The sequence below is a fragment of the Rhodovulum sp. YNF3179 genome, assembly GCF_050586465.1.
Taxonomy (GTDB): Bacteria; Pseudomonadota; Alphaproteobacteria; order Rhodobacterales; family Rhodobacteraceae; genus CAJXYS01.
The window spans coordinates 113,124-131,084 of sequence record NZ_JBOCEG010000008.1 but is presented as its reverse complement, the minus strand read 5'-3'; the positions used below and the strand labels follow the sequence as shown (position 1 = coordinate 131,084).

General features: G+C 68.6%; 19 protein-coding genes. 11 read left to right on the top strand and 8 right to left on the bottom strand.

The annotated features are described in order from the left end of the window. Positions 1–336 precede the first annotated feature (336 nt). Positions 337–816, bottom strand: coding sequence for a prepilin peptidase (locus ACQ5SP_RS14760; RefSeq protein ID WP_430939190.1), 480 nt, complete (start codon positions 814–816; stop codon positions 337–339). Between the two features lie 16 nt (positions 817–832). After that, a complete protein-coding gene (locus ACQ5SP_RS14755) occupies positions 833–1,342 on the bottom strand; it encodes a tetratricopeptide repeat protein (RefSeq protein WP_430939163.1) in 510 nt (169 codons plus the stop codon). A 273-nt stretch (positions 1,343–1,615) separates the two neighbouring features. Between ACQ5SP_RS14755 and ACQ5SP_RS14750 the strand changes: the two genes are divergently transcribed. After that, the gene (locus tag ACQ5SP_RS14750; RefSeq protein ID WP_430939162.1) at positions 1,616–2,821 is read left to right on the top strand and encodes a glycosyltransferase family 87 protein; all 1,206 of its coding nucleotides are present in this window, start codon (positions 1,616–1,618) and stop codon (positions 2,819–2,821) included. 67 nt (positions 2,822–2,888) lie between these two features. On the opposite strand, the gene ACQ5SP_RS14745 is transcribed toward ACQ5SP_RS14750, so the two are convergent. Beyond that, positions 2,889–3,032, bottom strand: coding sequence for a hypothetical protein (locus ACQ5SP_RS14745; RefSeq protein WP_430939161.1), 144 nt, complete (start codon positions 3,030–3,032; stop codon positions 2,889–2,891). Positions 3,033–3,073: 41 nt separating this feature from the next. Here ACQ5SP_RS14745 and ACQ5SP_RS14740 point away from each other — a divergent pair, with 41 nt between their 5' ends. Next, positions 3,074–3,481 (top strand): hypothetical protein, encoded by a 408-nt coding sequence (locus tag ACQ5SP_RS14740; protein ID WP_430939160.1) that lies wholly within the window; start codon positions 3,074–3,076, stop codon positions 3,479–3,481. 18 nt (positions 3,482–3,499) lie between these two features. Here ACQ5SP_RS14740 and galE read toward each other — a convergent pair whose 3' ends face one another. Then, positions 3,500–4,513, bottom strand: a complete 1,014-nt coding sequence (gene galE / locus ACQ5SP_RS14735; protein ID WP_430939159.1) for a UDP-glucose 4-epimerase GalE — start codon at positions 4,511–4,513, stop codon at positions 3,500–3,502. 187 nt (positions 4,514–4,700) lie between these two features. Here galE and ACQ5SP_RS14730 point away from each other — a divergent pair, with 187 nt between their 5' ends. Continuing rightward, the gene (locus ACQ5SP_RS14730; RefSeq protein WP_430939158.1) at positions 4,701–5,012 is read left to right on the top strand and encodes a hypothetical protein; all 312 of its coding nucleotides are present in this window, start codon (positions 4,701–4,703) and stop codon (positions 5,010–5,012) included. A gap of 3 nt (positions 5,013–5,015) precedes the next feature. On the opposite strand, the gene ACQ5SP_RS14725 is transcribed toward ACQ5SP_RS14730, so the two are convergent. Further along, entirely contained in the window at positions 5,016–5,480 is a 465-nt protein-coding gene (locus tag ACQ5SP_RS14725; protein WP_430939157.1) for an Lrp/AsnC family transcriptional regulator, read from the bottom strand. 113 nt (positions 5,481–5,593) lie between these two features. Between ACQ5SP_RS14725 and putA the strand changes: the two genes are divergently transcribed. Both putA and ACQ5SP_RS14715 read left to right on the top strand, forming a co-directional pair. Then, entirely contained in the window at positions 5,594–9,070 is a 3,477-nt protein-coding gene (gene putA / locus ACQ5SP_RS14720; protein ID WP_430939156.1) for a bifunctional proline dehydrogenase/L-glutamate gamma-semialdehyde dehydrogenase PutA, read from the top strand. 76 nt (positions 9,071–9,146) lie between these two features. After that, on the top strand, positions 9,147–9,920 hold the full coding sequence (locus tag ACQ5SP_RS14715) for a rhomboid family intramembrane serine protease (protein ID WP_430939155.1): 774 nt from the start codon (positions 9,147–9,149) through the stop codon (positions 9,918–9,920). 63 nt (positions 9,921–9,983) lie between these two features. Here the strand turns inward: ACQ5SP_RS14715 and argF are convergent, their stop codons facing one another. Next, positions 9,984–10,910 (bottom strand): ornithine carbamoyltransferase, encoded by a 927-nt coding sequence (gene argF, locus ACQ5SP_RS14710; protein WP_430939154.1) that lies wholly within the window; start codon positions 10,908–10,910, stop codon positions 9,984–9,986. A gap of 30 nt (positions 10,911–10,940) precedes the next feature. Continuing rightward, positions 10,941–12,131, bottom strand: coding sequence for an aspartate aminotransferase family protein (locus ACQ5SP_RS14705; RefSeq protein WP_430939153.1), 1,191 nt, complete (start codon positions 12,129–12,131; stop codon positions 10,941–10,943). A gap of 265 nt (positions 12,132–12,396) precedes the next feature. On the opposite strand from ACQ5SP_RS14705, the gene ACQ5SP_RS14700 reads away from it, so the two are divergent. Further along, the gene (locus ACQ5SP_RS14700; RefSeq protein WP_430939152.1) at positions 12,397–13,314 is read left to right on the top strand and encodes a DMT family transporter; all 918 of its coding nucleotides are present in this window, start codon (positions 12,397–12,399) and stop codon (positions 13,312–13,314) included. Here the strand turns inward: ACQ5SP_RS14700 and ACQ5SP_RS14695 are convergent. Beyond that, positions 13,286–14,098, bottom strand: coding sequence for an ABC transporter permease (locus tag ACQ5SP_RS14695; RefSeq protein ID WP_430939151.1), 813 nt, complete (start codon positions 14,096–14,098; stop codon positions 13,286–13,288). The genes ACQ5SP_RS14700 and ACQ5SP_RS14695 overlap by 29 nt on opposite strands. A gap of 149 nt (positions 14,099–14,247) precedes the next feature. On the opposite strand from ACQ5SP_RS14695, the gene ACQ5SP_RS14690 reads away from it, so the two are divergent. The 5 genes from ACQ5SP_RS14690 (at position 14,248) to ACQ5SP_RS14670 (ending at position 17,959) form a co-directional block, all read left to right on the top strand. Next, positions 14,248–14,835, top strand: a complete 588-nt coding sequence (locus tag ACQ5SP_RS14690; protein ID WP_430939150.1) for a GcrA family cell cycle regulator — start codon at positions 14,248–14,250, stop codon at positions 14,833–14,835. A 107-nt stretch (positions 14,836–14,942) separates the two neighbouring features. Next, positions 14,943–15,422: an NUDIX hydrolase gene (locus ACQ5SP_RS14685; protein WP_430939149.1), complete on the top strand. Its 480-nt coding sequence runs from the start codon at positions 14,943–14,945 to the stop codon at positions 15,420–15,422. 74 nt (positions 15,423–15,496) lie between these two features. Next, the gene (locus ACQ5SP_RS14680) at positions 15,497–15,955 is read left to right on the top strand and encodes a DUF1178 family protein (protein WP_430939148.1); all 459 of its coding nucleotides are present in this window, start codon (positions 15,497–15,499) and stop codon (positions 15,953–15,955) included. A 15-nt stretch (positions 15,956–15,970) separates the two neighbouring features. Then, positions 15,971–16,639 carry an SDR family NAD(P)-dependent oxidoreductase gene (locus ACQ5SP_RS14675; RefSeq protein WP_430939147.1) on the top strand — a complete coding sequence of 223 codons (669 nt, stop codon included), beginning with the start codon at positions 15,971–15,973 and terminating at the stop codon, positions 16,637–16,639. Positions 16,640–16,720: 81 nt separating this feature from the next. After that, positions 16,721–17,959, top strand: coding sequence for an aspartate kinase (locus ACQ5SP_RS14670; RefSeq protein ID WP_430939146.1), 1,239 nt, complete (start codon positions 16,721–16,723; stop codon positions 17,957–17,959). Positions 17,960–17,961 lie beyond the last annotated feature (2 nt).

The window sequence follows — 17,961 nt, the reverse complement described above, 5'->3', positions numbered from 1 at the left end:
TCGCTGTTTTACATCCTTCAGAACAACTGACGCACTAATTACAGCAAACATCAACGAACTGATATCACTTAAACTGTCACCACGACAGGTTGTACCGCATTTCCAATCGACTAGAAAACAATTTTCACGTCACATGTGTCGCCTTTGCCACGGGCTGTCTCTTCCAAATCCCCCGATCCCAGCGAGATCATTTCATACCCGATCACGCCACGATTCAAAAAGATCGCGGATCTTGGCGCCTGTCACCGCGGAATTGCGTCGCAGCTCCCCGGGAAATGTCGAAAAACGCCATTTCCGGCAAGTGCCCGATTGCCGCAGCCGGCAGGCGCGGCCCGCCTACACCCCGCGCAGCGCGATCACGACCCAGGCGCTCAGCCCCATCGGCACGGCATAGGGCACCTTTCGCGACTCGCGGATGATGGAAAGCCGCCGCCCGACCAGGCCACGTCCCCCGAGCCACCGGTTGCCGAGGCGCAATGCCAGCAGGAACACCGCCGAGAAGACGACGAGCAGCACGGCATAGGCGGCGAGCCCGTCCCAGCCGACCAGGAAGCCGAGCGGCAGGGCAAGCTTGGCATCCCCGCCGCCCATCATGCCGGCCATCCAGAAGCCAAACGAAAGCACGAAGAGCAGCAGGCCCGCAGCGAGGTCGCCGATCACCACCGCCGTCGGCAGGCCCGTCGCGAAGAGCGCGTAACAGCCGATCAGCGCCAGGACGGCCAGGTTGCGCACCTTCAACCGCAGGAAGTCCTGCACGGCGATGTAGAGAACAAGGAAAAGCGCCGCCCAGAACCCGAGCGGCGCCAGCCATGTCATCGTCAAGCCGGGAAGATCAGATACCCCGGAGGCCACCCGGTGCCCGCTTCGGATAGTTCACCGAGTTGCGCAGCAGCTCGAGATTGTTCGCGGCGGTCTCGTTCTGGGGATCCAGCTCGTAGGCCCGGATGAAGTACTGCCGGGCGACCCGCAGGTTACCGCGCAGGAGATGCGAGTAGCCGTAGTTGTTCAGGAACTCGATCCGGTTGCCGATCACCGGCTGCAGCTTCTTGTAGGCAAACTCCGCCTTGTCGAAGCGACGCAGCATATCGGCCGAGGCGGCATAGCCGAGCCAGGCGGCCGGGTCTTCCGGCACCACGTCGAGCGCTTCCTTGAAGAGGCGGTAGGACCGGCCGAAGTTCCGCTCGCGGAACTGCGCCTTGGCACTCACCAGAAGCTGGTCATCGGGGTAGTAGTCGCGGTTCGCGGTGTCCTTCACCGCACGCGAGCCGTCACTGAAGGACGAGAATTCGCCGATCCCGAGTTCCGCGCAGGACGCGAGGAACAGGACCGCAACTCCGAGCAAGATCTTTCGCATAATACCCCAGCCCTTTGTCTGTGCTAGCCGGACATTGCCCGAAAGACGGGATGTAAGGCTAGCAAAAAACGCCCTTTTTGCGCTAACCAGCGTTAACCGGTGCAAAGACGTAACACCTGCGCTCTCCGCGCCACTGCACGGACCAGGCCGGCAAACGCCCGTTCAGAGCCGCTGGCCCGGGACTCCCGGCCCCGCTATGAAAGGGCAGGCACGATCCCGCGGCGCATTCACGGCCCGGGCACGGATCAGGAGAACCGCCCGGTGACACTGCTCACACCCGCAAGGCTGAAACTCTACCCGGCCGTTCTGCTCGGCTGCTATCTCATCGTGGCAGCCGGTGTAATTACGCAGTTGGCCATCCAGTGGCCGGATCTCGTGGGCGTGCCCGGCGTCGATTTCGTGATCTTCTACTGCGCGGGCGACATGGCCGCGGCCGGACTGGCGGCCGAGGCCTACAGCCCGGGGGAGCTGCCGAAGCACTGCCTTGCCACTTACCCGTGGATGGCTGAGGCTTTTCCCAAGCTCGCGGAGGTCTCGGCCAGCTGGTTCTACCCCCCGATCTTCTTCCTGCCCGTCCATGTGCTGAGCAAGGTGCACTTCGTTCTCGCACTCGTGCTCTGGCTCGGGCTGACGGGCGCATTCCTGGCCCGGGCGCTGCGCGGGTTCATGACCAGCACGCAGGCCTGGCTGATCCTCGCCACGGCGCCGGCGCTCTGGTACACGATTATCGCAGGGCAGAACGCCTTTCTCACCGCGGGGCTCATCGCGGTCTTCTACCGAAAGTTCTGGGGCAACGCGGTGCTCGCCGGTCTCGCGATCGGGCTGCTCTGTTACAAGCCGCATCTCGGCCTCGTCTTCCCGATCCTCCTGCTCGCCTATCGCCGCTGGACGAGCATCGCGGTGGCGGCCGCGATGGTGATCGCGCTGACCGCGGCCTCGCTCCTCGCCTATGGCACGGCGCCCTGGCAGGTCTTCTTCACCGAGAATCTTCCCATCGTGACCGAGAAACTCACCTCGGGCGATTTCCCGCTGGCGAAGATGGGCTCGGGCTTCGTCTTCGCCCGGACCCTCGGCGCGCCGGCCTGGGTTGCGGAGGCGATCCAGATCCTCACCATTCTGGTCGCGCTCGGAACCCTTGTGGCGCTCATCCGGCGCGGGGCGTCCTTCGCGCTGGTCTTCGCCTTCGCGGTCGCGATCGCGCTGCCGGTCTCGCCGCATAATTTCATCTATGACTGGGTGATGCTCATCATCCCGGCCATGCTCCTGGTCAACGCCCTCGGCCCGCAATCCCTGAAAGGATACGAAAAAGCGATCCTTGCACTTTTATGGATCGTCCCGGGCATTCTGCTCGCCCTGCCGAAGGATTTTCCTTTCGCCCCCGGATTTCCCGTCCTCGTCGCCTTCGCGGCCATGATCGCGATTCGGGCCTGGGCGGCCGATCCCCGGGAAACGGCGCGGAAATCCTGACCCCGGGTGAGTCCGGAATGCCGTCGCCGGATTTCCGCCCGCAGCCCGGAAAAACCCCGTGCAAAAGTCACTCTTTGACAAGATTGGTGCCGCGAATCTGCCCAATTTCGCCGCGATAGTGATCCTCGACCGAAACCCGCCGCCGCCGGCAAATGCCCGATAACGCTGCACCGCAGATCGCCCGGGCACCCACCAGAGCCAGCAGCGGCATCAGCCCCGGGAACCCCCCGGCCCGCGCGAGGAAACGCAGAGATGGCGAACCAAGGGATCTATCACACCGCGCCCAAGCCGTCCGAGCACGGCCATCGCCTGCCCTTCAAGCTCGACGAGATCTGGGCGATCCTCCGTGACTTCGGCCACGTCGCCGGCGTCATCGTCGGCCTCTGGGCGCTCGGTCTGCAGATCTTCCTCGCGGGTGGCATCGACATGGCCAACCTGCGCGACGCCGCCAGCGTCTCGTTCAACGCCGAGGCCGAACTGGCGCCCGCGGTCGCGCCGGCCCCGTCGGCCATCGACGTCGTCTGCGCGACCCCCGAAATCGCGGTGATCGAACACGCCACCGCCGATTGCGGCGAAACGGCGGGCTTGCCCGCCCGTGTCAGCATCGAGGAACAGCGCCGCGACACGGTCCGCAAACTTCTCCTCGGGCCGCAGAACTGAGGACCGCGACGCCGCGCCTCAGGCCCGGCGGGCGGCCTGCCCCCTGACCCAGGCCCAGCTCGAGCGGCAGATCTCGTCAAGATCCCTACGCGCCCTGAACCCCAGCTCCGCCTCCGCCCGCGCCGGATCCGCGCAGTAGACCGGGACATCGCCCGGCCGTCGCGGGACGACCCGGTAGGGCAACTCGCGCCCGACGGCCCGCCCATAGGCCGCGAGCACCTCCAGCACCGAATGCCCGCGCCCCGTGCCGAGATTCAGGACATGGCCGGGAGCCCCGGCGAGCAGTCGCTCGACCGACAGGCGGTGGCCCTCGGCCAGGTCCATGACATGGATGTAGTCGCGCACGCCGGTTCCGTCCGGGGTGGAATAGTCATCACCGAACACCTCCAGCCGGCGCAGCTGTCCCGCGGCGACCCGGGCGATCAGCGGCACGAGGTTGTTCGGGCGGCCGGACGGATCCTCGCCGATCATGGCGCTCTCATGCGCGCCGGCCGGGTTGAAGTAGCGCAGCACGCCCACGGCCCAGCGCGGATCGGACGCCGCCAGCTGCTCGAGGATCTCCTCGCCCTTGATCTTGGTGAATCCATAGGGGTTCACCGCCCGGCGCGGCGCGCTCTCCGGCGTCGGCGTCACGTCGGGCACGCCGTAGACTGTGGCCGAGGAGGAATAGACCAGGCGGCGCAGGCCGGCCGCCTCCATCGCGCCGAGAAGCGTCACGAGCCCGGCGATGTTCACCGCCATGTAATCGAGCGGGCGGTCCATCGACTCGCCCACCGCCTTCAGCGCCGCGAAATGCATCACCGCGTCGGGGTTCTGCGCCGCCAGCACCCGGCCAAGCGCGGCGGGGTCGCGCACGTCACCGCGGTAGCAGGGCACCGGCGCCCCCGTCAGCCGGGCCAGCCGGTCGGGCACATCCTCGCGCGCATTGGAAAAATCGTCGAAGAGCACCGGGCTGTGGCCGGCCGCCGCCAGGGCGACACAGGCATGCGAGCCCACATAGCCCGCCCCGCCCGTCAGAAGGATAACCGCCATCGCACTCACACACTGACACCGCCTACACCCGATGATGCTAGCGCCCCGGGGCGCGCCGGCACAGCCCCGATCGGCATCCTGGCCGGCGGCGCCTTCCCGCCGGATCCGGCACTGCGGCAAATCGTGACTCGCAACATCGCCGGCCGGGCCCTACCTTCAGGTTAAGCTCAATCAACGGAGGTCGCGCATGCCCCGCCTCGTCAAGCTCTTCATCGTCAACGGCCTGATCGGGCTCGGCCTCGGCGTCGTGTTCACGGCCGGGCTGCTCTGGCTCAACATCGCGAACCTGGGCCATCTCGTGACCCACTCGCCCGAGGGATGGCTGGCCGTCGTCATGCTGGTCTGGTTCAGCGGCGTTACCTTCGGCGGCGTCCAGATCGGCATCCGCGTGATGTCGATGGCCGAGAAGGACGACAAGGATGACGGGGGCCGCCGCGCGCCGGAGCCGGTGCGCGATCCGGTGGCAATCCCGGTCCGCGTGGACGAGCACCGCGCCTGAACTTCAGGACATGTCGTCCTTGACCGCCTCCATCGCCACGTAGGTGGAGGTGTGCGAGACATGCGGCAGGGCCGAGATCTTCTCGCCCATGATCTGGCGGTAGGTGGCCATGTCGCCGGTGCGCACCTTGAGCAGGTAGTCGAACCCCCCCGCGATCATGTGGCATTGCTCGACCTCGGGAATGTCCATGACCGCGCGGTTGAAGGCCGCAAGCGCCGCCGCCTTGGTATCGGTCAGCTTCACCTCCACGAAGGCGATGTGATCCCGGCCCAGCTTGATCGGGTCGAGGCTTGCCCGGTAGCCGGTGATGACCCCCTCGGCCTCGAGCCGTTTCAGCCGCGCCTGGGTGGGCGATTTCGACAGCCCGACACGGCGGGCCAGCTCCGTGACGGTAATCCGCCCCTCCGCCGAGAGCACGCGCAGGATCGCGCGGTCGAAGCGGTCCAGATCGATCTCTTTTCCAGTCATTCGTCCTGTCACCTGACTATTATTCAGGACAGAAGATCGCATATCCGGCAAAAAAGGCCAATCCGACTGCCGCCGGCAGGCTATACTGGCGCTGATTACCGGAGGCATCCCCTATGACCGACACGTTGACCGCGATCCGCGCCCGCATGCGCGAGGACACCCTGCCCGACGAGTCGAAGGTCCTGAAACGGCTGGTGGCCGAGGCCGACCTCGACGCGACGACCCGTGCCCGCATCGAGGCCCGCGCGGTGGCGCTGGTCGAGAAAATCCGCACAACCGCCGCCCCCGGCCTGATGGAGGTGTTCCTGGCCGAGTACGGCCTCTCGACCGAGGAAGGCATCGCGCTGATGTGCCTGGCCGAGGCACTGCTGCGCGTGCCCGACGCCCATACCATCGACGCGCTGATCGAGGACAAGATCGCGCCCTCGGACTGGGGCAAGCATCTCGGCCATTCCTCCTCGTCGCTGGTCAACGCCTCGACCTGGGCGCTGATGCTGACCGGCCGCGTGCTCGACGACGAGCAGCAGGGCATGGCCGGCGTTCTGCGCGGCGCGGTCAAGCGCCTGGGCGAGCCGGTGATCCGCACCGCCGTCGGCCGCGCCATGCGCGAGATGGGCCGCCAGTTCGTGCTGGGCGAAACCGTCGAGGCCGCGATGCGCCGCGCCCGCACGCTCGAGGCGAAGGGCTACAGCTATTCCTACGACATGCTGGGCGAGGCCGCGCGCACCGACGCCGACGCGGAACGCTACTGGCAAGCCTATTCCAACGCGATCACCGCGCTGACGCCCGCCTGCGACAAGGGCGATATCCGGATGAACCCGGGCATCTCGGTGAAGCTCTCGGCGCTCCATGCCCGCTACGAGGTCGCCCAGCGCGACCGCGTGATGGCCGAGCTGGCGCCGCGGCTGATGTCGCTGGCCCGTCAGGCCAAGGCCGCCGGCATGGGGCTGAACATCGACGCCGAGGAAGCCGACCGGCTGGACATCTCGCTCGACGTGATCGAATCGGTGCTGGCCGATCCGGCCCTGGCCGGCTGGGACGGCTTCGGCGTCGTGGTGCAGGCCTACGGCCCGCGCGCCGAGCACGTGATCGACTGGCTCTACGCGCTGTCGGAACGGCTCGACCGCCGGATCATGGTCCGCCTCGTCAAGGGCGCCTACTGGGATACCGAGATCAAGCGCGCCCAGGTCATGGGTCTCGACGGCTTCCCGGTCTTCACCCGCAAGGCCTCGACCGATGTCTCCTACATCGCCAATGCGCGCAAGCTGCTCGGCATGACCGACCGGATCTACCCGCAATTCGCGACCCACAACGCCCATAGCGTCGCCGCCATCCTCGAGATGGCCGGGGACCGCGACGCCTTCGAGTTCCAGCGGCTCCATGGCATGGGCGAGCGGCTGCACGACATCGTGCTGGCCGGCGAGAACACCCGCTGCCGCATCTACGCGCCGGTCGGCGCCCATCGCGACCTGCTGGCCTACCTCGTGCGGCGGCTGCTCGAGAACGGCGCGAACAGCTCTTTCGTCAACCAGATCCTCGACGAGGCAGTGCCCCCCGCCGAGGTGGTGGCCGACCCCTTCGACGCGGTGGCAGGCTTCCTCGAGGCGCCCGAGAACCCGGTCATCGCCCACCCGTCGGAGATCTTCGGCGCAGGCCGGCGCAACGCGCGCGGCTGGGATCTGACCGACCCGCTCGACCTGGCCGAGATCGAGGAGGCCCGCGCGCCCTTCCACGACGCCCGCTTCGAGGCCGGGCCGCTCATGGCGGTGACGCCCGAAGGGGCCGGGACACATCCGGCGACGAACCCCGCCGATCCGGCCGACGCGCTGGGCCACGTCACCCATGCCGCCGTCGCGGATGTGGACGCGGCCATCGCCGCCGCCCGCCCCTGGGATGCCAGCCCCGCCGAACGTGCCGCGGTGCTGAACCGCGCCGCGGATCTCTACGAGGAAAACTTCGGCAAGATCTTCGCCATCGTCGCCCGCGAAGCCGGCAAGATCCACCTGGACGCGGTGGGCGAACTGCGCGAGGCGGTCGATTTCCTGCGCTACTACGCCACCCAGACCGATCAGCCCCACCCCCCGCGCGGCGTCTTCGCCTGCATCTCGCCCTGGAACTTCCCGCTGGCGATCTTCACCGGCCAGCTGACCGCGGCGCTCGCCGCGGGCAACGCGGTGATCGCCAAGCCGGCCGAGCAGACACCGATCATCGCCCACGAGGCGGTACAGCTCCTCCATGCGGCCGGGGTGCCGCGCACAGCGCTCCAGCTCCTGCCGGGCGAGGGCGGCACCATCGGCGCGGCGCTCACCGCGGACCCGCGGATCGAGGGGGTCTGCTTCACCGGCGGCACGGACACCGCGCGGCTGATCCAGCGCGCCATGGCCGAGAACCTCGCCCCCCATGCGCCGCTGATCGCGGAAACCGGCGGGTTGAACGCGATGATCGTGGATTCCACCGCGCTCCCGGAACAGGCCGTGCGCGATATCCTCGCCTCGGCCTTCCAGTCGGCCGGCCAGCGCTGCTCGGCGCTGCGCTGCCTCTACGTGCAGGAGGATATCGCCGAGGACCTGCAGCGCATGCTCTTCGGCGCGATGGAGGAGCTGCGCCTCGGCGATCCCTGGGCACTCTCCACCGATATCGGCCCGGTGATCGACGACGCGGCGCGCGCGCGCATCACCGCCCATGTCGACAAGGCCCGCCGCGAGGGGCGTGTCCTCAAGGAGCTGCCCGTGCCCGCCAGCGGCAATTTCGTCGGCCCCACCGTGATCCGCGTCGCAGGCATCGAGACGCTGGAGGAAGAGATCTTCGGCCCCGTGCTGCATCTCGCCACCTACCGGAACCGCGATCTCGACCGGGTGATCGAGAAGATCAACGCCACCGGCTACGGGCTGACCTTCGGGCTGCATACCCGGATCGACGACCGCGTGCAGCATGTCGTGGACCGGATCGAGGTCGGCAACATCTACGTCAACCGCAACCAGATTGGCGCCGTGGTGGGCAGCCAGCCCTTCGGCGGCGAGGGTCTTTCCGGCACCGGCCCCAAGGCCGGCGGCCCGAACTACGTGCCGCGCTTCACCGCCCCGCCGCGCCCCCATCACAGCGGCGACGAAGGCGCGGAGGTTCCCCCGGAGCAGGTCCAGGCCGCCCTCGACGCGCTCAGCCCGCCGCACCACCCGGTCGAGATCCGCGACATGCCCGGGCCCACGGGCGAGTCCAACCGCCTGTCGCTCTTCCCGCGCGGGCCGGTGCTCTGCCTCGGGCCGGGGCGCGCGGCGGCCGAGGCCCAGGCCGCGGAGGTCCGCGCCGCGGGCAGCCTGCCGCTGCGCGTCGCCGATGGCGGCGATCTGGCGGGGCATGTCACCCCCGACACGCTGCGCCGGCTGCGCGGCCTCGAGGCCGTGGCCTGGTGGGGCGGCGCGGAAACCGCGCGGACGTTCGCCGCGGCGCTGGCCGCGCGCGCGGGTCCGATCGTGCCCCTCCTGACCGAGGAGGGCGCCGCAGCGCGGCTCTGGCACGAGCGGCACCTCTGCGTGGACACGACCGCCTCGGGCGGGAACGCGGCCCTGCTCGCGGCCGGGGGCGAGGCCTGACCCCCCTTGTCCCGACGCGCCTTGACGCCATCTGGACGGTGGGGGACGCTGCCCCCGCTGCCAGAGACGGGGCCCCATGTTTCCGATCCGCGATCACAATCCCTCGCTGCGCACCCCCTGGGTGACCTACGGGCTGATCGCGGCCAATATCCTGGTCTTCCTCGCCTACTGGCCGCTCTTCAACGAGCCGCGCGCGCTCCAGGCCTTCTTCCTGGAATGGGGACTGATCCCGGTGAAGGTCGCGGGCGGCGACGGCGTCTACCCGCTCTTCACCTCGATGTTCCTGCACGGCGGCGTGCTGCACATCGCCGGCAACATGCTGTTTCTCTGGATCTTCGGCGACAATCTCGAGGACGTGTTCGGCCATCTGGGCTTCGCGCTCTTCTACCTCGCCTCGGGCGTCGGCGCGGGGCTCCTGCACCTGGCCGCCGATCCCGCCTCGCCGGTGCCAACGGTGGGGGCCTCCGGGGCCATCGCGGGCGTGATGGGGGGCTACCTGCTGCTCTTCCCGCGGGCGCGCGTCGACGTGCTGATCATCATTTTCTTCTTCATCCGCATCCTCGCCCTGCCCGCCTGGGTGATGCTCGGGCTCTGGTTCGGGTTCCAGCTCGTCAACGGGCTCGCCGCCGACACGCAGTCGGGCGGCGTCGCCTACTGGGCCCATGCGGGCGGCTTCGTGGTGGGGCTGGCCTTTACCCTGCCGGTCTGGTTTCGGCGCGGCGGGCCGGCCTATTGGCAGCGCACCCATGGGCTGCCGCCCTATCCAGAGGGCCGGTACCGGATCCGGCGCACCGACGTGCCGCGCGCCGGGCATCGCCGCCGGCCCGGCCGCGGCCCCTGGGGGCGCTAGGCCCGCGCCTTCACCGTTCCGGAAATATCCCCGCCGGAGGCCCAGAATCGCCGCGCAGCGGCCTCAGACGCCGAGGCACCAGCGCATCACCGCCTTCTGGGCATGCAGCCGGTTCTCCGCCTCGTCGAAGACCACCGATTGCGGGCCGTCCATCACCGCGGAGGTGATCTCCTCGCCGCGATGGGCCGGCAGGCAGTGCATCACCAGCGCGTCCGGCTTGGCCGCCGCCAGCAGATCGGCGTTGACCTGGTAGGGGCGCAGCTGGTTGTGCCGCCGCTCGCGCGCCGATTGCGGGTCGTGCATCGAGAGCCAGGTATCGGTCAGGATCAGGTCGGCATCGGCGACGGCCTTCATCGGGTCGCGCTCGATCTCGGCCCTGACGCCCGCCTCGCGCGCGAACTCCATGAAGGCACGCTCGGGCTCCAGCGTCTCGGGACCGGTGAAGGTGAAGTCGAAACCGAAGCGCGCGGCGGCGTGGATCACGCTGGCGCAGACATTGTTGCCGTCGCCGGTCCAGACCACCTTCTTGCCGGCGATGGGACCGCGGTGTTCCTCGTAGGTCAGCACGTCGGCCATGATCTGGCAGGGATGGGTGCGATCCGTCAGCCCGTTGATCACCGGCACGTCGGCATGCTCCGCCAGCTCGAGCAGGGTCGTCTCCTCGAAGGTTCGGATCATGATCAGGTCGACATAGCGCGAGAGCACCCGCGCCGTGTCGGCGATGGTCTCGCCGTGCCCCAGTTGCATGTCGGCGCCGGACAGCACCATGGTCTCGCCGCCCATCTGGCGCACGCCCACGTCGAAGCTGACGCGCGTCCGGGTCGAGGGCTTCTCGAAGATGAGCGCCACCATGCGCCCGGCAAGCGGCTGCGCGTCGTCCGGCGCGCCCTTCGGGCGGCCCTGCCGGGCCTCCTTCATGGCCCGCGCCTGGTCGATCATCTGCCGGAGCGCCCCGGCCTCGGTCTTGTGGATATCGAGGAAATGCGTCATCTGCCCGTCCCTGTCCCTTTCCGCGCCGGATCAGCCGGCCGCCGCCAGCCCGGCCGCGACGGTCCCGGCCGCCCGGTCGAGCCGCGCCACCGCCTCGCCGATCTCGGCCTCGGAGATGTTGAGCGGCGGCAGCAGCCGGACCACGTTCTCGGCGGCGGGCACGGTCAGCACCTGCTCCGCATAGCCCGCCTGCACCAGGTCGGTGTTCGCCGCCCGGCATTTCAGGCCCAGCATCAGCCCCGATCCCCGCACCGCCTCGAAGACGTCCGGATGCTGCGCGACCAGCCCTTCGAGCCTCTGGCGCAAGAGCCCGGCCTTGCGGTTCACCGCGTCAAGGAAATCGGGATCGGCCACGATCTCCATCACCGCGGACCCAACGGCGCAGGCCAGCGGGTTGCCGCCATAGGTCGAGCCGTGCGTGCCCGCGCCCATCGGCGCGCCGGCGGCCTCCGTCGCCAGCACGGCACCGAGCGGGAAGCCCCCGCCGATGCCCTTGGCCACCATCATGATGTCCGGCTCCACCCCGGCCCATTCATGGGCGAAGAGCCGCCCCGTGCGCCCCATGCCGCATTGCACCTCGTCGAGGATCAGCAGCGCCCCGGTCCGGTCGCAGAGATCCCTGAGCCCCTTCAGGCACTGGTCCGGCAGCGGACGGATGCCGCCCTCGCCCTGCACCGGCTCGATCAGGATCGCGGCAGTCCGGTCGGTCACCGCGGCCTCGAGCGCGTCATGATCGCCCCAGGGCAGGTGCACGAAGCCCGGCATCAGCGGCCCGAAGCCCGTGACCATCTTCTCGGAGCCCGCAGCGGCGATCGCCCCGGTGGAGCGGCCATGGAAGGATCCCTCGAAGGTGACGATCTCGACCCGCTCCGGCTGGTCCTGATCGTACCAGTATTTCCGCGCCATCTTGATCGCCAGTTCCGCCGCCTCGGTGCCGGAATTGGTGAAGAAGACCGTGTCCGCGAAGGTGGCTGCGACCAGCTGCGCGGCCAGGCGTTCCTGCGCCGGAATGTGGTAGAGGTTCGAGGTATGCCAGAGCTTGCCCGCCTGCTCCGTCAGGGCCTCGACCAGCCGCGGATGGGCATGGCCCAGCGCGTTGACCGCGATCCCCGCGCCGAGATCCAGGTATCGGCTGCCATCGGCCTCCACCAGCCAGCAGCCTTCGCCCCGCTCGAAACTGAGCGGCGCGCGGTTGTAGGTCGGCAAGACGGCAGGGATCATCTGTCGGTCCTTTCGATGGAAATGCGATCTGCGCAAAGCGCGGGAGGATTGTCAATTGCAGGGGACGGTGCCGCGGGCGGCGGCATGGCGGACGGATCGGCGCGTCAGCGGCGGTGCGCCGGGCGGATGCCGCGGCGGCGCGTCTGGGTCGGGCGTGGTGCGCGGATGGTCATCGTCGGGTCCTCTGATCGGGGCGGCGGCCCCTTGCGTTCCGCGGCTTAGAGGGTTTCCCTGCGGCTGTCCAGTTCTTGCCCAGGTCCCGCCCATGTTCACCCCAGGCACGCCCGATCCGCTCCGCGCCGTTGCGGCGATGCTGGCCGCGGCGGCGCTGATCGCGGGGACGACGATCCTGGCCAAGGCCATTGGGCAGGGCGTCTTCGGCCCTGCCCTGCATCCCCTTCAGGTCAGCCAGGGGCGCTTCGCCTTTGCCGTGCTGGGGCTGGCCGCGGCCGCCGCCGTCCTGCGCCCGCGAATCGCGCACCCGGCGCTCGCGCTCCATGCCGCGCGCTCGGTCTGCGGCTGGGCCGGCGTCAGCCTGATGTTCACCGCCGTGGTCTACATCCCGCTGTCCGACGCGACGGCGATCAGCTTTCTCAACCCGGTGATCGGGATGATCCTCGCCATCCCGCTCCTGGGCGAGCGGGTGGGGCCGATCCGCTGGTCGGCCGCCGCGATCGCCTTCGCCGGCGCGGTGATCCTGCTGCGCCCGGGGGGCGGCGTGATCCAGCCCGGCGCGCTCTTCGCGCTGGCCGCGGCGCTTGCCCTGGGGCTTGAGGCGGTGTTCATCAAGCGGCTGACCGGGCGCGAGGCGCCGTTGCAGATCCTGATCGTCAACAACGCGATCGGGCTGGCGATCTCGACCGTCGCGGCGCTGTTCGTCTGGGCGGCCCCGACACCCGCGCAATGGGCCGCACTGGCCGGGATCGGGATCGCCATGGTCGCCGCGCAGGCGCTTTTCATCCAGGCGATGCGGGCGGCCGATGCCAGCTTCGCGCTGCCCTTCTTCTACACCGTGCTGATCTTCGCCACGCTTTACGACGCGGCCTGGTTCGGCAACCTGCCCGATGCGGTCAGCGTCGCGGGGGCCGTGGTGATCCTGGCCGGCGCGCTGCTGCTGGCCTGGCGCGAGGGCCGGCTGACGCGGGGCGGGCGGATCACGACTTCAGCCGGTAGCCGGTCCTGAACCACCGCCAGCAGAGCGCGGCCACCGCCAGCGTCGCGGTGCTGCAGACCATGACACCGATCCAGGGCGAGGTGTCCGAGGTGCCCAGCACCCCGTGACGCATCCCGTCGATCAGGTAGAAGACCGGGTTCATGTGCGAGGCGACCTGCATCGGCGCGGGCAGCGTGGCGATGGAATAGAAGGTGCCCGACAGGAACGAGAGCGGCGTGACGATGAAGTTGGTGATCGCCGCCATGTGATCGAATTTCGAGGCGATGGTCGCCGCAACCAGCCCGATGGCCGACAGGAAGGCACTGCCCAGCACCACGAAGACCAGCGCCCAGAGCGGCTTGGCCACGCCGACGCCCACGATCGGGAAGATCACCAGCGCCACGGCCAACGCCACGAAGAGCCCGCGCGCGACGCCGCCGGCGATATAGCCGACCACCAGTTCGGCCGGCGAGAGCGGCGGCATGAGCGTGTCGACGATGTTGCCCTGCACCTTCGAGATCATCAGCGAACTCGAGGTGTTGGCGAACGCGTTCTGGATCACCTGCATCATCAGGATGCCCGGCGCCAGGAAATGCGAGAACGGCATGCCGTTCACCTCCCCCCGCTGCGGCCCGATGGCAAGATCGAAGACCACGAGGAAGAGGCCGGCGGTCGCGAGCGGCGCGGCGACCGTCTGCATCCAGACCGTCGTGAATCGCCGGATCTCGCGCGTCATCAGCGTCCAGAGCCCGAGCCAGTTCACGCGTCCGAAACGGCGCACGCCCATGCCGGCGATGTCCTGCGTCTGTGCCATGCTTTCCCCGCGAATTTAGGTGTGCGCACCTTGTATCCGCCTGATGCGTGGTTACAATAGGCGGACCTGGAATTTTCCACGGCACGACCGAAATGACAGACGCGCTGCACCCGGCAGGGCCGCGCGACAGAGATGAGTTGAGAGGACCCATGTCCTGGACCGATGAACGCGTCGAGCTGCTGAAGCAGATGTGGACCGAAGGAAAGAGCGCGAGCCAGATCGCCAAGGAACTCGGCGGCGTCACCCGCAACGCGGTGATCGGCAAGGTGCATCGCCTCGGCCTGTCCAACCGCAACAGCGGCGCCACGAAAACCGCTGAGAAGCCGGCGCCCTCCGAACCCAAGGAACCGGCCAAGCCGAAGGCGGCCCCCAAAGCGGCGTCGAAGCCCGCCGCGGCGGCCGAGAAACCGGCCGACCCGGCGCCGTCGGCGCCCGCGCAGGCGCAGCCGCGCAAGCCCCAGCCCCCCGTGGCCGGGCAGCCCCTGCCGCCGCAGCCCTCGGCCAACGAGATCAGCCCCGAGGCACTGGCCAATGTGCGCGAGATCGAGAAAAAGGCTCGCAGAATCAGCCTCATGGAACTGACCGAGCGCACCTGCAAATGGCCCATTGGCGACCCGGCCACCAAGGATTTCTGGTTCTGCGGCCTGCCCTGCCAGTCGGGCAAGCCCTATTGCGAGGCACATGTCGGCGTGGCCTTCCAGCCGATGTCCTCGCGCCGGGACCGCAAATCGCGCTGACCTCGCGCCCGGCCGCCGGCGTCCTTGGAACGGGCGCCGGTCCGGCTTAACTTCGACCCGGTAGACCGACCTGATCCGCGCTGCCCATGATGTGACCCGACCGCCAGATGGTGACCCTGCCCAGAACCCCGCAATTCCCCGTCCGGACGGGTGGCGCCCGCAAGGACGAGGTGCGGACGCAATTCGCGGCGCTTTGCTACCGTGTGCGCAAGGGGGCGACCGAGGTTCTTCTCATCACCAGCCGCGACACCGGGCGCTGGGTGCTGCCCAAGGGCTGGCCGATGGACGGCGTCACGCCCGCCGATGCGGCCGCCCGGGAGGCCTGGGAAGAGGCCGGGGTCACGGGCCAGGTCCGTCACGCCGTGGCCGGGCTCTATTCCTATAACAAGGCGATGGAAAGTGACGACGATCTGCCCTGCATCGTCGCGATCTTCCCGCTCCAGGTGCGCAAGCTGGCGCGGGATTTTCCCGAACGCGGCCTGCGCAAGCGCAAGTGGTTCTCGCCCCGCAAGGCCGCCGGCAAGGTCAGGGAGCCGGAACTCCAGGAAATCCTGAGCCGCTTCGATGCATCGCGGCTGGGCAAATAGGCCCGACCCGTGTCGGGATCGTTGATTCCGCCGGTGGATCGGCTATTTAATCGGGGCGGCAAGCAGAGGCTCTGATGATACGTTATACTTTGCGCTGCGACAGGGGTCACACCTTCGACAGCTGGTTCCAGTCCGGAGATGCCTTCGAGAAATTGCATGCCGCCGGCATGGTGAGCTGCGCCGTCTGCGGCTGCACGGACGTGCAGAAGGCGATCATGGCGCCGCAGGTGCGGCCCGGCCGCGCGGCCGAAGCCGCGACATCCGCCGCCCAACCCGCCGAGACAGGGGACAAGCCGCTCTCGCAGCCGGCAAGCCCGGCGGAACAGGCGCTGGCGGAACTGCGAAAGCGGATCGAGTCGGCCAGCGAGAACGTCGGCAAGGACTTCGCCAACGAGGCGCGGCGGATCCACGAGGGCGAGGCGCCGAAACGCTCGATCATCGGCGAAGCCGCCGCGGAAGACGCCCGCAGTCTCGTCGAGGACGGAATCCCCGTCACCCCCCTGCCCTGGGCGGCCCGCGGCAAGAGCAACTGACCGCGGAGGCCGCGCATGACCGTTCTGATCACCGGGGCAAACCGCGGAATCGGCGCCGAACTCGCCCGCCGTTACGTGGCGCGGGGCGCGCGCGTCATCGGGACGACGCGGGGCGCCACCCCGCCAGACCTGCAGGATGCCGTCGAATGGAAAACGCTCGACGTCACCGACCCGGCAAGCTTCGCGACGCTCGCGCGTGATCTCGACGGCTGCCAGATCGACCTGCTGATCTGCAACGCCGGCGTCTACCTGGACAAGGGGCATTCCCTGGCCGGCGGCTACGGTGCGGATCTCTGGGCCGGGACCTTCGCCACCAACGTCACCGGCGTCTTCCTGACGGTGCAGACGCTTTTGCCCAACCTGCAATGCGGGGATACCGCGCGCGTGGCCGTGATCGCCTCGATCATGGGCTCCAGCACCCGGGCGCCGGGCGGTTCCTACATCTACCGCGCGTCCAAGGCGGCAGCGGTGAACCTTGCGCGGAACCTCGCGGCCGACCTCGACGGTCTCGGCATCGCGGTGGGCGCCTACCATCCCGGCTGGGTCCAGACGGATATGGGCGGCACCGCCGCCGAGATCGACGTCGAGACGGCTGCGAACGGCCTCGTCGCCCGCTTCGACGCGCTCTCGCCCGAAACGGCGGGGTGTTTCCTGTCCTATGACGGGACGGAGCTGCCTTTCTGACGCGGCACAAGCCGGCTTGCCCTCGCCCCGGCGCGCGCGTATGAAGCCCCCCGATCGAGGGCAGGTCCAGGGAAAGCGCGCATGCCGCTTCTGGTGATGAAATTCGGCGGCACGTCGGTCGCCGATCTGGCGCGAATCCGCAACGCCGCCGAGAAGGTGCGCCGCGAGGTCGCGAACGGCTACGACGTGATCGTCATCGTCTCGGCCATGTCCGGCAAGACCAATGAACTGGTGGGCTGGGTCGGCGAGACCTCGCCCTTCTACGACGCGCGCGAATACGATGCCGTGGTCAGTTCCGGCGAGAACGTCACCGCCGGGCTGATGGCGCTGACGCTCCAGGAAATGGACGTGCCCGCGCGCAGCTGGCAGGGCTGGCAGGTGCCGCTTCGGACCAGCTCGGCCCATGGCGCCGCGCGCATCGAGGAGATCCCGCGCGCCAATATCGACGCCAAGTTCGCCGAGGGCATGAAGGTCGCGGTGGTCGCGGGCTTCCAGGGGATCAGCCCCGAAGGCCGTATCACGACGCTTGGACGGGGCGGATCGGACACCACCGCCGTCGCCTTCGCCGCGGCCTTCGAGGCGGAACGCTGCGATATCTACACCGACGTGGACGGTGTCTACACCACCGACCCGCGCATCTGCGATCAGGCCCGCAAGCTGAACCGGATCGCCTTCGAGGAGATGCTGGAACTCGCCTCGCTGGGGGCGAAGGTGCTCCAGACCCGTTCGGTGGAGCTTGCGATGCGCTACAATGTGCGCCTGCGGGTGCTGTCGAGTTTCGAGGACCAGACCGAGGGTGCCGGCACCCTGGTCTGCGCCGAGGAGGAAATCATGGAATCCAAAGTCGTCTCCGGCGTCGCCTATTCCCGCGACGAGGCCGAGGTCACGCTGGTCTCGGTCGCCGACCGCCCCGGCATCGCCGCCGCCATTTTCGGGCCGCTGGCCGATGCGGGGGTGAATGTCGACATGATCGTGCAGAACATCTCGGAAGAGGGACGGACGGACATGACCTTCTCATGTCCGGTCGACCAGGTGGCACGGGCCGAAAAGGCGATGAAGGATGCCCGCGACCGCGGCGAGATCAATTTCCACGACCTCGTGGCCGACACCGCCGTCTGCAAGATCTCGGTGGTCGGCATCGGGATGCGCAGCCATGCCGGCGTCGCGGCCCGCATGTTCCGCGCGCTGGCCGAGGAAGGCATCAACATCAAGGTGATCACCACCTCGGAAATCAAGATTTCCGTCCTGGTCGACAGGAAATACATGGAACTCGCGGTTCAGGCGCTCCATGATGCCTTCGAACTGGAAAAGGTAGCCTGACC

What these genes read in the sequence shown, in the direction of transcription:
- putA (WP_430939156.1), top strand. Translation starts at nt 5,594, where the DNA reads ATGACCGACACGTTGACCGCGATCCGCGCCCGCATGCGCGAGGACACC.
- ACQ5SP_RS14725 (WP_430939157.1), bottom strand. Translation starts at nt 5,480, where the DNA reads ATGACTGGAAAAGAGATCGATCTGGACCGCTTCGACCGCGCGATCCTG.
- ACQ5SP_RS14680 (WP_430939148.1), top strand. Translation starts at nt 15,497, where the DNA reads ATGATACGTTATACTTTGCGCTGCGACAGGGGTCACACCTTCGACAGC.
- ACQ5SP_RS14760 (WP_430939190.1), bottom strand. Translation starts at nt 816, where the DNA reads ATGACATGGCTGGCGCCGCTCGGGTTCTGGGCGGCGCTTTTCCTTGTT.
- ACQ5SP_RS14715 (WP_430939155.1), top strand. Translation starts at nt 9,147, where the DNA reads ATGTTTCCGATCCGCGATCACAATCCCTCGCTGCGCACCCCCTGGGTG.
- ACQ5SP_RS14670 (WP_430939146.1), top strand. Translation starts at nt 16,721, where the DNA reads ATGCCGCTTCTGGTGATGAAATTCGGCGGCACGTCGGTCGCCGATCTG.
- galE (WP_430939159.1), bottom strand. Translation starts at nt 4,513, where the DNA reads ATGGCGGTTATCCTTCTGACGGGCGGGGCGGGCTATGTGGGCTCGCAT.
- argF (WP_430939154.1), bottom strand. Translation starts at nt 10,910, where the DNA reads ATGACGCATTTCCTCGATATCCACAAGACCGAGGCCGGGGCGCTCCGG.
- ACQ5SP_RS14675 (WP_430939147.1), top strand. Translation starts at nt 15,971, where the DNA reads ATGACCGTTCTGATCACCGGGGCAAACCGCGGAATCGGCGCCGAACTC.
- ACQ5SP_RS14730 (WP_430939158.1), top strand. Translation starts at nt 4,701, where the DNA reads ATGCCCCGCCTCGTCAAGCTCTTCATCGTCAACGGCCTGATCGGGCTC.
- ACQ5SP_RS14740 (WP_430939160.1), top strand. Translation starts at nt 3,074, where the DNA reads ATGGCGAACCAAGGGATCTATCACACCGCGCCCAAGCCGTCCGAGCAC.
- ACQ5SP_RS14685 (WP_430939149.1), top strand. Translation starts at nt 14,943, where the DNA reads ATGGTGACCCTGCCCAGAACCCCGCAATTCCCCGTCCGGACGGGTGGC.
- ACQ5SP_RS14690 (WP_430939150.1), top strand. Translation starts at nt 14,248, where the DNA reads ATGTCCTGGACCGATGAACGCGTCGAGCTGCTGAAGCAGATGTGGACC.
- ACQ5SP_RS14705 (WP_430939153.1), bottom strand. Translation starts at nt 12,131, where the DNA reads ATGATCCCTGCCGTCTTGCCGACCTACAACCGCGCGCCGCTCAGTTTC.
- ACQ5SP_RS14700 (WP_430939152.1), top strand. Translation starts at nt 12,397, where the DNA reads ATGTTCACCCCAGGCACGCCCGATCCGCTCCGCGCCGTTGCGGCGATG.
- ACQ5SP_RS14695 (WP_430939151.1), bottom strand. Translation starts at nt 14,098, where the DNA reads ATGGCACAGACGCAGGACATCGCCGGCATGGGCGTGCGCCGTTTCGGA.
- ACQ5SP_RS14745 (WP_430939161.1), bottom strand. Translation starts at nt 3,032, where the DNA reads ATGCCGCTGCTGGCTCTGGTGGGTGCCCGGGCGATCTGCGGTGCAGCG.